The organism is Shewanella sp. SP1S2-4, from assembly GCF_031932075.1.
Lineage (GTDB): Bacteria > Pseudomonadota > Gammaproteobacteria > Enterobacterales > Shewanellaceae > Shewanella > Shewanella baltica.
Genome location: NZ_JAUOET010000006.1, coordinates 90,932 through 103,033 on the forward strand (window position 1 = coordinate 90,932; position 12,102 = coordinate 103,033).

Below are 12,102 nucleotides of genomic sequence, written 5' to 3' on the forward strand. Positions count from 1 at the left end.
CATCTAGTGTATTTCGATGAAAAAAGCCTTTAACGCCGGCCTGTTATCCGCCTTTGTCGCCCCCGGCAGCGGCCATTTTTACCTAAAACATAAACGCTCGGCACTGGTATTTTTTAGCTTAGCGGTCGTGAGTCTTGTGCTGTTGCTATCGCAAATCTATCAAGTGGCGCAAGTCATCGCCTTAGATATTCAAAACGGCATCTTACCGCTAGATATCGGCGTAATTTCTGCCGAAATCACCCAACAAACCCAGACCACAATTGCCAATGCCAATGAACTGCTCTACGGCTTTATCCTCTGCTGGTTAGTGGCATTACTCGACAGTATTCGGCTTGGGCTTAAGCAAGATAAGCTGGATACACAAAGTAACCGCTAAATACCTTCTGACTCTTAGCGAGGCCGTAGCGACAAAAGCGATTTTGATATTGACCTAACATTTTTAATCAATTGAAAAATTGGATATTAACCTTTAGCTACCATGAAAATAACACCATAAACAGTCAAGATGGATGACGATATGTTAACTGAGCAACAACACAATTTTATCCTAAGTGAAGTGTCACAACCCGTGATTACCATTGCCCGTGAAGTTAATTTTGCCGAGCGCTATGCCTCCATGTTAGCGCGCTTTCCTAAACTCCCTGGCGATTTTAATCCTAAGGTGCCGACGGAGCGTCAACAAATATTGGTTGCCCAGTTCCCATACCCGATCCGCTTTTACACAAGTGAGGGGGGATATTACATGCTAAATGCGAAAAAATTCGCCTACCCGCATATGACACTTATGATGGAGATGCGGCAGTGGGTTACCTTCCGTTTTAACCTATGGCGTGAAGATATGCGCATCGGTGGCGGCTCTTACCAAAAGATTGCCGTGGCAGAGCGGTTAGCACGAGGTGCAGAGATTGACTGGGATAACGACTGGCGTACACAACGCCAGCCATGGTGCTATAACGAAGATCAATTACAGACGGTGCTAACCGAAAGTTTTGCACTATTTGATGACCTTTGTAAGCAATTACCTAAGTAGTCACAGGAGTTAATTGAGATATATGCGGCTAAACAGGTTAACCGCATAGGAATAAATTATTTAGGCCATGCTTTAATCAGGCTGTGGTAGCAAGAGACCAGTAAATCAGCCGCTTGGGCATAATCAGGAATAATTTCAGGGCAATATAATGCGCAGCGGCTACCCGCATTACGCGCGGTTTGCAGATCGAATAGATAATCGCCCACATACAGGATATCTGCGGGCGCGAGTTGCCACTGCTGGCAAATAAGGTGAATGCCTTCGGGATGCGGCTTAGGCTGCGCGTCGTAGCGCGTTAACACCAATTCGATATCTATGCCGAGCTTATCGATAGTGATTTGCGCCGCTTCTGGCATATTTCGGGTCAAAATAGCCAAGGGCAGCGACTTAGCCCTTAGGCATTCGATAAGCTCGCGCGCGCCATCGATCCAACTGGCATTGAGTGAACTTTGTCTTTCGTACTCATGGACGATTTCCAGCGCCTGAGTCTGCGCTTCACCCGCACTCAGGCTATCGACATGGGCCAAGATATCCGTGCCAGAATGAATCCCCAACTCGCGCCGTAGCCCAGAAAAATCCGGATTAGAATGCGCTAAGGTGCCGTCGAGATCGAAGATGACCCCACGGATATCCTTAAGTTTTAAATCGCTAAGTCTGGTGATCACTGGCTTTTCCCATTAGGTGAAAATGTACGCCTTAGACAATCTGCAAACGCTTCGCCTGACGATTGCGATACAGTGGCAGTAATTGTACCACCATCACAGACACAATAATGACGCCAATCCCAAGCAGAGATAATCCATCTAATTCATCTGCATGGAAGACGTCTGGCCACCAGCCAATGCTCACCACCAAAGCAGTGGCACTAAAGCTAAATACTGGCGTTAGGGCCAACATGGCACTCACCTGTGCCGTCGGCCAGTACTTCATCGACTGCCCAAAACAGCCATAGGCGATCAAGGTATTGGCGGCGCAAAACAGCGCAATCTGCCACTCGAAGCTGTCCATACTGGCAAACTGACTAAAGTCGCTAAAGGGAGCCATTACGAAAATACCTAAGCCATAGATCACTAAAAGCACGTTCGCGGGCGATAAACGATTCAATAAGGATTTTTGCAACAAGGCATAGCTAGTCCACGACAACGCCGAGAACTGAATGATCATCACCCCAATCCAAACCTGATGATTATTGGCGCCAGATAAATCCAAATACGGATGGAAAAACATCAACATGCCTAAGGCCAGTGTCGCAAAACAGCTGAGTTGCACCGCATTCAGCCGTTCCTTAAAAAACAGCACGCCACCGAAGGCAAGGAAAAAGGGCGAAGTCTGGAAATTCAGCTGGGCAGCACCCGGCGCGAGATAATCGAGTGAGTAAACAAAAGACACATAATTGAGCATCAAAAACACGCCCGCAAGCACTAATCTTAACCAGACTTTAGCATCGAGCGCCGCAAATTGCTTAAGGCTGCCCGCGCTCCATTGGATTAGTATGCTGACCACAAGCGCAACCAAAAAACGAAACCAAGTCAAAGTGACAGGATCGATAAAAGCCCCCGAAAGCTTCAAGGCTATGGGTAACATACCCCAAAATACAATCGCAACTGAGATGAAGATCAGCCCGAGTTGAGCATGATTATTTGCCGAAGGGGCGTTATGGCTAAGGTTCACGGAGATATCCAGTAGAGACCGCAAAATGGAGCGTCATTCTGGCACTGAGTCAGCGCAATATCTAGCGGCACATCATGGAAACATTCGCGTTAGATTGGATACTTTAGCTGACACTTATGTGGAGCAAGTTTCAGCATCTTACAATAATTGGAATATTGGCCGCACTCTTGACCCAGCGGCAGCTGATTTACTAGGAAAGCCAACATTGGCATTTCCCGCGATGGCAATAACCGAGTATATTTGGCCGATTAAATGGCTTCTTCACACACTCTCTAGGCCACTTCTTTTTAAGCGAACGCTTTAAATAGGAAAGTTAATGTTATCTACCGCCACGATCGAACAAGTTAAAACGCATATTCATGCCGCAGCCAAAGAATTAGCCGCGCGCCGCGCAGCAGGCACCAGCGGCGATTTACTGCTCCCAGAGCTGAGGCCAACCAGCTTCGAACAGGCCTTCGCCATTCAGCAAACCGTGGCTGCCATCTATAAGGCTAACAATAATCCTATCGCGGCGTGGAAATGCCTATTACCCTCGGCGGAAAAAACCGTCGTAGCGCCTATTTATCAAAAGGATGTGTATCAGCAATCGGCCACTTGCCCACTCTATCCATCGACTAAAGATCTGGCCCGCGTCGAACCTGAACTCGCCTTCGAGATTGCTTGCGATTTACCACCAAGAGCCACACCTTACACAGAGGCCGAAATCGACGCGGCCTTAGGCCACACTCGCTTAGCCTTGGAATTGATCAAAAGCCGCTACCATACGCCCAGTGAAGCGACGCATTTCGATGCCCTCGCCGATGGCTTAGTCAATCAAGGATTATGGTTAGGGCCAGTGCTAAACCCGCTAGCAGGTATAGAGACCAGCCATTTCGAACTCAGCGTTAACATTCACAATGGCGAAACACTGCAAAAATCCGCCATTCATCCTAATGGTTTCCCTAAAGCGGGACTCTACTGGTTAGTGAACTTTTTATCCGCCCAAGGCATTGGCTTAACTCAAGGGCAATATGTGATCACAGGCTCCTACGCTGGCGTCCTCGATCTGCCATTGGCGCAGGTTTGTGACTTTGAATACGGCTCACTCGGGCAATTTGCCGTGACTTTCACTGCGAAGTGATGGTGGCGAGTAAAAGCACTTGCGGCTAATAGAAGTCATAACGGCTAATAAAGCGATAAAACACTGATAAATAAGCGAACTCTATTTCAACTGGGCTCGCTTATTTTTAATCTCAACTCTCAACTCTCAACTCTCAATTCTCAGTTATCAGTTATCAGTTATCAGTTATCAGTACTCAGTTATCAGCACTCCCCCAGCATTATTAACAAAAGCCAAACCGACTTGTCCCATAATGCACACCTATGTATCATCTAAATTCATCAATAATAAGGATATATAGAATGTCGCACGGAAAAATGCTGCCAATAGCCTGTCTTCTTGCCCTCACTTTAGGCACATCTCTTAGCGTGCACGCCTCAGAAAATAGCTTTGCCAAAGCCTATAGTGACTATCAAGCCGCCGTAGAAAAAGGCGATGCTGCAAATATTGAAGCGAGCGCAAAAACCGCTTACCAACTCGGCGAAGCTCAATATGCCAAAGACAGTGTCGACTTAGCTAACCTCGCCTTGAACTGGGCCAGCGCGATAGAAAAGCAAGTCGCCCCTTACCCATTTACAGAAAAGAATTTGCCCAAAACGGCTAAGGCGAATGAGTTGTATCAGCTCGCTCTGGCTAACTATAAAGTTCATTATGGCAAAAAAGCGCTTGAGCTTATCGATCCCTTACTTGGCGCTGCGCAAACCGCCGTCGAAGCCAAAGATGCGAAAGAGGATTTTCTTACTGCAATCGCAATTGCTGAAAAATCCGATAAAAAGAAACTGATCGCTGATGTAAAAATGGCAGCCTTCAACCGCTTATCTAATACAGAGCTATACACGAAAAGCGTAAGACGCTATGCCTTCGATGCCTATGATATTTATAAAGAGATTTTGCCAGAGAACGCCATAGACAGAGTCAAAGCAACCTATGTTGTTGGAGCTGTTGAATTTGCAGACAAACACGATGGTAAAGCCGAACCTTTACTGCTGGAAGTGGTTAAACAATTCGACGCACTCAATTTTAGTCACCCCTATGCCTTGAGTGCCCATGCATATTTAGTCGAACTGTATGAGCGCCAAGGAAAGCGTGACGCATCCACCGCTCACTGTATTGCTATCGGCAAAATGCGCCCTTGGGCCGACACGCAGGAACAACAACCTATTTTCCGTACTCTACCAGACTATCCAATGTCCTATGCGCAGCGAGGTAAAAGTGGCTGGGTTCAGCTTAAATTTACTATCGATGAACATGGCTTCGTCAAAAATCCTGAAATTTTAGCTTCTAAGGGTGGGGCTTTATTTGAAAAAGAGAGTATTGAAACCTTAGATAAATGGCGTTACGCACCCAAGTTTGAAAATGGTAAAGCCGTTGAGGCACAAACCACTGTGCAACTGGATTACATCGTAAATCGATAGCTCATTACTTCAGCCCGTTATTTCACCTCATAACCTAGCCCATCGCTCACACTCGATGGGCTTTTTTCATCCTGCATTGTAATCTGCCCCTGACTTAAACTCTGCTTGAGTTGGCTTAGACAGGTTTGGCAAATACACGCATCGGCAGACGGTAAAATGGGGCTAATAGCCCCTTGCAGCGAACCTAATGCTTGCGCTTGCAAGGCAGCCAAAGGCGGGAACATCTGCTGCGCACACCAACAGTCCTCAATACCCTTACCTAAAATCACAGCACATTGATTCGCGCCTTTGCACAGGGGGCAAATTTGTGCAGCTTCTAACTTAGGTTGTTCCGATGGCTGAGACACGGTAATCCTTATAGCAAGATAAGTTGTTATAGCGCGGAGATCATAATGGTTTTTCAATAAGCGCGGGATAGATTATTCAATGAAGCAAGGTGCTCATGTCAATTCAGCGTGCAAATTAACACCTAGGTGTTTCTTATCCTTCAATTGGTTATATTCATCAAGTTATCTAACTTAAATGATATTTGGGTGTATTCATTTTACTCAGAGAGCCGCATTCCTGCGTTATAGCAAGTGTGTTCACAGATGCATACATAGTGAATGCAGTTTGAAGATGCTAATAAGTTAATCAGCTTTATAACCAGATGTGTAGTACCTGAAGTGCTTACAAATAACTCTTACTTCAGAGTGCAAACGCGTGGGGTATCTTCGATAAGATCCTACGCGTTTGTGTATAACACTACTGAAGGGAATGACTAAAGCGTATTGTTTGCTTAGTTGAATCTTGCATGAATATTGGCAATTGATGATTCAGCTGTAGAAGGTAACAATAACAACCACTTTGCATCTTGTTTTTTCAGCTTCTGAACGACTTCTTGTGACAAATTTCGCCCATTAATGTTCAAACCTAACTTATAAATTACGTATGCGGTATCGTTCTTTACAGTCGTTGATACGATTTCAAATTCAGAACTCTTCATCATTTCAATTAACTCTGGAGCGTGAGAGGCAATACCGTCATTGAGCCTTTTATATGCTTCTTTGTTTGAAAGTTTCAAATATTCTGAATAGTCATTCAGTGACAATAATGGCAATAGTTCCTTTTTCGCTTGAGCAGATTTTGAACCTTCAAATGCATTATCGAAAGAACTTCTAAATTGCTCTAATGCATCAGGGTGCATCAAAGATGACATGGCTTCAGTGTCATACATACGTAGGGCATCAAAATACTTAGAAACAATGCTACTTATTTCAACAGAATCATCAGCATATGTAATAGTTGGGAACAATACGAATACAGCTAGAACAAACACTTTAAAAATGGTCTTCATTTAATCCTCATGGCTAATGAGCCTGTTGTGTATATCCCAAATCACTTGTTTATCCGGAGATTTAGGTCTTAAGCATGAAGTGGGAAAATAATATAAATATGTCAGTAAGTTAGCATGTGTCAGTTTATGAATACTACTGAATTTTGATTTGATAAAGTGGCAAAATGAGATCAAAAGCTTATATGAAACGGATCAAAGTCTTTCATTTAGATAAAAAAGTACAGTAAGGTGTAACAATACTCTGATTACTTTAACCAAAAACCAGATTTAAATCAGCTTCTTAGAAAACTTAGAGAGGGTTAGACTCCCTTGATATGTTTTGCTCAATCAAGATAGTTTACTGAGCCACCCATGGCTAATTTCTCTGTGTACTTTAGATCAACAGATGACACTAATGCTCGAAAGGCGAGTCATGGTGATTTGCGAGGCGACCGTCCGCCCCATGGACGGGGCGGTCGAGCATCCAAGGATGGACTGGCTGCGAGTCGACGAGCGAATGCCGTGACAAGCCGATTCTAGCGGGCTAAACCACTAAGTACTAATACCCTGAAATCACAGAGCACTCAGTACAATTGACCAATAAAAAAGCCAGCAAAGCTAAATGCTTGCTGGCTTTTCTGTCTAACTTATTCACTCGCTTTATAACATCACACGAGCACTGAATCAAAGCGGCTCAACTAAGACTTCTTAGGAAAAATCGGATAGGACTCAGTGCCTAACACTTTGCCATCGACCGTGACACCATAGTAATCGCTGTCATTATGGTATTTTTCCTGCGCCTGCTTCACATCACCTTTGCTACGCGGGTCCTGTGGACGCTCGTGGGAGTTAATATAAGCTGCAACGTCCCAAGCCTGTTGGTTAGTTAACTGCATACTCTTCCCAAAAGGCATGTTTTCATGGATGAAGAATGCAGCAGTATTGACCCTGTGCATTCCCGCCCCCCAGTTGTAACTCTTAGGCCCCCACAGCGGTGGCAGCGCATAAACGCCAGCAATCGCTTGACCTTGGCCATCAACACTGTGGCAAGTTTGGCAATGGGCGACATAGACCTCTTTACCCCGTTCAGGTGAATAGGCTTGTTCGGGTTTTGGGATCTCAGGATAACCACGACCCGGCAAGTTGGCACGCTGCTCAACTGTCATCGCCTTGGCTAATATCTCAGGTAGCGGGAAGTCTTCCCTCTTAGCACCTTTGACTAACTCGGCATCGCTAAGCTCAGGGACTGGGCCGCTAATATTAGCTTCGTCCATCAAGCCACCCATGCCTAACCAATAGGCGTAGGCAGAAAGCGCTACTAACTCAGGGCTACCCGATGCAGGGGCTTTACCATTCATCGAATAATTAAAGCAGCCTTGGATGCGCTCTTCAAAGCTACTGACCTTATTATCTTTTTTGCGATAGGCCGGATAAGCAAAATACGCGCCCCATAGAGGTGAAGCATTGGCTTTACGGCCCGCATCCATATGGCAGTTGGTGCAATTAAGCTCGTTGCCCACATACTTATCACGCAGTTGTTGGGTATTCACAAATAGCTGATAACCCAAACGCACTTTGTCACCAAAGGCACCTTCAGGAATGGCACTCAAAGGTCTAGGGACGAGATAGGTTTGATCCGGTATCTTAGGGAAAGAAGGCAGCGGGGCTTGTTTATCTGGACGCTCTTGCAGCGGATCCGATTCGGCTTGCGCCTGCACGGTTAACGACCCCATCGCGGCCAGTAATAACATTGCGGAATATTTCATGGCCAGCTCCTTATTTCAAATTAGCAAAGTAGTTCGCTAAGGCATCAACCTCAGCGGCGGTAAGCTTGTTAGCTACGTTCGCCATCATGCCATCGACATCACCTTTGCGCGTTCCCGACTGCCATGCCAGTAATTGAGTTTTAATATAACTCGCTTGCTGACCGGCTAAACGGGGAAATAAGCCGCCACCTAACCCCGAAGGACCATGGCAGGTCACGCAGGCTGGTAAACCACGTGACCAATCACCTTGGTAGGCTAAGCGGGCGGTATCGTCATTGAAAACCACCTGTTCACCGCGGATAACGGGCTTGACCTCATTGGCAGGCTTTGCAGAAAAGTAGTTTGCCACTTGCTCAATACCATCACCTTGTAACGTCATTGCCATCGGCATCATGGTTGCGTTTTGGCGCACACCCGCTTGGAAATGCTGTAATTGGGTCGAGATATATTGTTTAGATAATCCCGCTAATCGAGGGCCGATTGGTTCAACGCCCTCACCTTCTACCCCATGACAAGACACACATAACTGTGCCGGTTGGGGGATAATTTCCATCAATTGTTTGCCAGAAGGCGCAACGGAGGCGGCCGCATAGCCGCTGCATAGCGTTAAGCCTATGACGAATGTTTTAATCTTCATGTTCTATCCTTGAAGAGAGTTAAGCTCTAAAGCATAGGTGGTTATTGTTATTTATGTAGCTACTCATACACTAAACCCATTTTTAAATCAGCCGCTCATTTTTAAAACAGCCAATAAATGAGCCTTAGCGTTCATTAAGGCTCATTTATCGTTCAATCCAAATGGGATAAATTTACCTTACTCTTTGAAAGGGTAAGCTGCAAGTCTTCAAGCCCGAGTAGCCAGAATCAATAACCAAATCGCGTCGATTCAAAACGATTCAATAACTTATGTATCAAATAACACAGGAGTAGCGTGCCGACGATGGCGGTGAGAATGCTGCTCACTCGATATAAGGCGCTGAAGATTAAATCGTTGCCCGGGGTCAGATACTGGCCAAACAGAATGCCTAAAGTTGTCATGGCGCCAAAACCCACGCCAGAGCCACTTGCCTCTCGCACATGGGCTTGGCTAAAGATCATCAGTCCAATCCACAGCAAGGGGACGATTAATATCAATAGTCCTGACCAGTCATAGAGTACCAACTGCACAACGACCCCAAACGACACGCCTAGCAAAGTACCTATAGCGCGCTTACGGGCATAGTCGAGTGCGCCATTCCAATGCATAGGAAACAGGAGCAACAAGGTGGTCGCCTGAGCCGACATCGAATCCCGCAGATCAAATATTTGGAATACCAGAAATGATGCGGTCGCTATGGTCGCGCCGAGTAACGCTTCGTGGCGCATTCGATGTGGCGCCTTAGGTCCAGGCTTGTAAGCCGCCCTAGGTTCCACATCGGGCCAGAGTGCCGTCATAGCGTAGGCGATAACAACCGACAGGGCCGTCGCCCAAAAGTTACTGAAAACTAAGTCATTCAAGTTGGTATTGGGATAGCTAGCAAAGTGCAGCATGATGCTGAGGCTGAGCACTCCGTTGGCGCCAAAGAGGAACAAACTGCCACGGGACATGGCAGCAAAACGGTATAGAAATAACAGGAAGACGATGGGCGTCATCAGGCCGGGATGGCTGCCAAAGAAACCACCGAGCAGTCCAACCTCTAACCCCGCCATGGCAGATGAGGCCAATAACTGGCGCATGGCGTGGCCATTCATCACAGGCACGAGTCCGAGTAATAGCATAGGTGTCACAGTGAAGAAGACTCCATTGCTCCAACCAAACATTTTACACAGGGTAAAACCTATGGTCGCGCCAGTCGCAATCCGTAAACACTGGCGTAAATCGTTGGCCGTCAATGGGCTATGGCGTAGTAACATGCTCGTCGCCTTGTTCTATCGATACGTAAAATTGGGGATGTTTAGCTGGCTTATACTGCATTCACACTTATGTTGCTTTGAAGCGTTCACTCAAGCGACTCACGGCAAACACACACCAACCGCGAGTCACTCGCCCGTCAACAGCAATAACTGCGAGTAGATAGGCGAGTAGATAGGCTAATAAATATAGTGCAGCAGGCTAATGACTTTAATCTGCACCTTCGCCAGCAGACTAAATAGGCTATTCTCGGGCAGCAGTTGTACGGTTGCACGCGCACCGGCTGGCAAGCTGTTCATCGCCATCCCATCTAACTCCAAATGCAGTCTCAATCTTTGGGCATCACGCACCCAACGATCAGATTCCTGCGGCGCCGCTAAACGGCCATTGGCATCGAATTGCCCAGCACTCACGCCCGCATCGACACTGCTCACCGTCGCCCGATATAAACGGCCAGGTTCGCCATCGAACGCAATCAAAGCGGTCGAAGAAGTATTGACACCACGCAGGCTCTTCTCGCGAAAATCGGCAATAATATCCACTTTATCCGATACCACGGCCAACAGAGGTTGCCCCACGGTCGCAAAACTACCGACTTCTAATTGCAAGTTAGTCACTATCCCATCCTGATCGGCACGTATTTGGGTGTAAGACAGATTAAGCTCAGCTTGGGCTAAATGGTTTTGCGCCTGACGCACTTTAAGATTCTCTTCGCCATAACTGCCGCGACTCACTTTGAGTTTTTCTAAACGCGCATTGGCGGCAAGCAAATTTGCTTCAGCAGCTGCGGCATCGCTATCGGCTAACTCCTTTTGCTGCTGCGATACGCCATGGGTGACATACAGGGCATCGAGACGTTTAGCCTCGCTGCGTTTTTGTTGTGAGGTGGTTTTATTGGCATTGACCTCGGCCTTAGCGGCTAGTAGCGAGGCATCTAACTCAGCATTATCTTGACGGGCTTGCTCTAAGGCCAATTTAGCTTGCGATACCGCTAACTCATAAGGCGCGGGATCGACTTGAAACAACAAATCGCCCTTGGCAACCGCTTGGTTATTGGCCACGGCTATGGTCTGGATTTTACCACTGATCTGCGGTGTCACTTTCGTCACTACACGGGTCGCCATGGCTTGAGGCGTCAATGGCATCATAGTGTCGGCCAGCATGAAATAGCCAAAAACCATCACAAAGCCAAACATGGCAAATTTTACTAAACGGGCAAACTGTTGATCCGGTGTCATCTTCTTTCTCACAAAATGGTGTCTGTAACCTTGGTTAATTTGGCGCTGGCGTTGTCGCTGATCAGACTAATAATGCGTTCAAATTCGCTCAACTCTTCGGCACTGATCCCGCCTAATAACTCACGGCGCACTTGAATAATCCGCGCTTCCATTTGCTTTAAAACATCTAATCCCGCTGGCGTCAGGCTCACAATCCTTGCCCGCTTATCTTTGTCACAACAATGACGCTCGACTAGACCTTGCTCTTCTAATTGCCCTAAGGTGCGCATTAACGAAGCCAATTCAATTTCTAAGGCATCGGCCAACACTTTCTGGCTCACGCTGTCGCCTAAACGCAGTAATTTCCACAATGCCGTCCAACGGGGATGAGTTAATCCCAAAGGCGCCAGCTCGACATCGGCCACGGTGCGCCACAGTCGATGCAGACGGCCTAAATGCTCCGCCAGTGATAATTCTTTCAATCGCTCTAATTCTTTTTGCATCTTGATTACCCACTTAGTTAGCGTGCTAAGCATTATACTTAGTTAGCAGGCTAAGTAAATGTGTTCATATAAAAAATTTTCTGTGTCCTATGGCGCAAAAATGTCGCATGGGGAAACAAATAATCCAAAAGGCTGGCGCCATCTCAAATATAATCAGCCGTATCTCTATAATATTAAAAAGATAAATCAGACTGA

The 12,102-nt window shown here is 46.6% G+C and carries 13 protein-coding genes; 4 read left to right on the forward strand and 9 right to left on the reverse strand.

Translation table 11 applies throughout. The features are described from left to right. Positions 1-16: 16 nt before the first annotated feature. Positions 17-376 (forward strand): hypothetical protein, encoded by a 360-nt coding sequence (locus tag Q4Q52_RS08475; RefSeq protein ID WP_168825605.1) that lies wholly within the window; start codon positions 17-19, stop codon positions 374-376. A gap of 141 nt (positions 377-517) precedes the next feature. Continuing rightward, positions 518-1,030, forward strand: a complete 513-nt coding sequence (locus tag Q4Q52_RS08480; protein ID WP_311890589.1) for a hypothetical protein — start codon at positions 518-520, stop codon at positions 1,028-1,030. A gap of 56 nt (positions 1,031-1,086) precedes the next feature. Here Q4Q52_RS08480 and Q4Q52_RS08485 read toward each other — a convergent pair whose 3' ends face one another. Together Q4Q52_RS08485 and Q4Q52_RS08490 are read right to left on the reverse strand one after the other, a co-directional pair. Beyond that, on the reverse strand, positions 1,087-1,695 hold the full coding sequence (locus Q4Q52_RS08485; RefSeq protein WP_311990359.1) for an HAD family hydrolase: 609 nt from the start codon (positions 1,693-1,695) through the stop codon (positions 1,087-1,089). A gap of 31 nt (positions 1,696-1,726) precedes the next feature. After that, positions 1,727-2,701 carry a DMT family transporter gene (locus Q4Q52_RS08490; RefSeq protein ID WP_311990360.1) on the reverse strand — a complete coding sequence of 325 codons (975 nt, stop codon included), beginning with the start codon at positions 2,699-2,701 and terminating at the stop codon, positions 1,727-1,729. Positions 2,702-3,017: 316 nt separating this feature from the next. Between Q4Q52_RS08490 and Q4Q52_RS08495 the strand changes: the two genes are divergently transcribed. Further along, positions 3,018-3,821 (forward strand): hydratase, encoded by an 804-nt coding sequence (locus Q4Q52_RS08495; RefSeq protein WP_311990361.1) that lies wholly within the window; start codon positions 3,018-3,020, stop codon positions 3,819-3,821. Between the two features lie 281 nt (positions 3,822-4,102). Continuing rightward, entirely contained in the window at positions 4,103-5,215 is a 1,113-nt protein-coding gene (locus Q4Q52_RS08500; RefSeq protein WP_311990362.1) for an energy transducer TonB, read from the forward strand. A gap of 17 nt (positions 5,216-5,232) precedes the next feature. On the opposite strand, the gene Q4Q52_RS08505 is transcribed toward Q4Q52_RS08500, so the two are convergent. The 7 genes from Q4Q52_RS08505 to slyA form a co-directional block, all read right to left on the reverse strand. Continuing rightward, entirely contained in the window at positions 5,233-5,562 is a 330-nt protein-coding gene (locus tag Q4Q52_RS08505) for a cysteine-rich CWC family protein (protein WP_311990363.1), read from the reverse strand. 431 nt (positions 5,563-5,993) lie between these two features. Then, entirely contained in the window at positions 5,994-6,551 is a 558-nt protein-coding gene (locus tag Q4Q52_RS08510) for a hypothetical protein (RefSeq protein ID WP_259563779.1), read from the reverse strand. Between the two features lie 677 nt (positions 6,552-7,228). Continuing rightward, positions 7,229-8,296, reverse strand: a complete 1,068-nt coding sequence (locus Q4Q52_RS08515; RefSeq protein WP_311890595.1) for a c-type cytochrome — start codon at positions 8,294-8,296, stop codon at positions 7,229-7,231. A 10-nt stretch (positions 8,297-8,306) separates the two neighbouring features. Next, positions 8,307-8,933, reverse strand: a complete 627-nt coding sequence (locus tag Q4Q52_RS08520) for a c-type cytochrome (RefSeq protein WP_006086998.1) — start codon at positions 8,931-8,933, stop codon at positions 8,307-8,309. A gap of 227 nt (positions 8,934-9,160) precedes the next feature. Beyond that, the gene (locus tag Q4Q52_RS08525; RefSeq protein ID WP_006083209.1) at positions 9,161-10,189 is read right to left on the reverse strand and encodes a DUF2955 domain-containing protein; all 1,029 of its coding nucleotides are present in this window, start codon (positions 10,187-10,189) and stop codon (positions 9,161-9,163) included. A 177-nt stretch (positions 10,190-10,366) separates the two neighbouring features. Further along, positions 10,367-11,425 carry an HlyD family secretion protein gene (locus Q4Q52_RS08530; protein WP_311990365.1) on the reverse strand — a complete coding sequence of 353 codons (1,059 nt, stop codon included), beginning with the start codon at positions 11,423-11,425 and terminating at the stop codon, positions 10,367-10,369. Between the two features lie 8 nt (positions 11,426-11,433). Further along, positions 11,434-11,907: a transcriptional regulator SlyA gene (gene slyA / locus Q4Q52_RS08535; RefSeq protein WP_220776938.1), complete on the reverse strand. Its 474-nt coding sequence runs from the start codon at positions 11,905-11,907 to the stop codon at positions 11,434-11,436. Between the last annotated feature and the right edge of the window lie 195 nt (positions 11,908-12,102).

Coding starts and splice junctions, on each gene's coding strand:
- Q4Q52_RS08520 (WP_006086998.1), bottom strand. CDS start 8,933: ATGAAGATTAAAACATTCGTCATAGGCTTAACGCTATGCAGCGGCTAT.
- Q4Q52_RS08525 (WP_006083209.1), bottom strand. CDS start 10,189: ATGTTACTACGCCATAGCCCATTGACGGCCAACGATTTACGCCAGTGT.
- Q4Q52_RS08515 (WP_311890595.1), bottom strand. CDS start 8,296: ATGAAATATTCCGCAATGTTATTACTGGCCGCGATGGGGTCGTTAACC.
- Q4Q52_RS08530 (WP_311990365.1), bottom strand. CDS start 11,425: ATGACACCGGATCAACAGTTTGCCCGTTTAGTAAAATTTGCCATGTTT.
- Q4Q52_RS08500 (WP_311990362.1), top strand. CDS start 4,103: ATGTCGCACGGAAAAATGCTGCCAATAGCCTGTCTTCTTGCCCTCACT.
- slyA (WP_220776938.1), bottom strand. CDS start 11,907: ATGCAAAAAGAATTAGAGCGATTGAAAGAATTATCACTGGCGGAGCAT.
- Q4Q52_RS08495 (WP_311990361.1), top strand. CDS start 3,018: ATGTTATCTACCGCCACGATCGAACAAGTTAAAACGCATATTCATGCC.
- Q4Q52_RS08475 (WP_168825605.1), top strand. CDS start 17: ATGAAAAAAGCCTTTAACGCCGGCCTGTTATCCGCCTTTGTCGCCCCC.
- Q4Q52_RS08510 (WP_259563779.1), bottom strand. CDS start 6,551: ATGAAGACCATTTTTAAAGTGTTTGTTCTAGCTGTATTCGTATTGTTC.
- Q4Q52_RS08480 (WP_311890589.1), top strand. CDS start 518: ATGTTAACTGAGCAACAACACAATTTTATCCTAAGTGAAGTGTCACAA.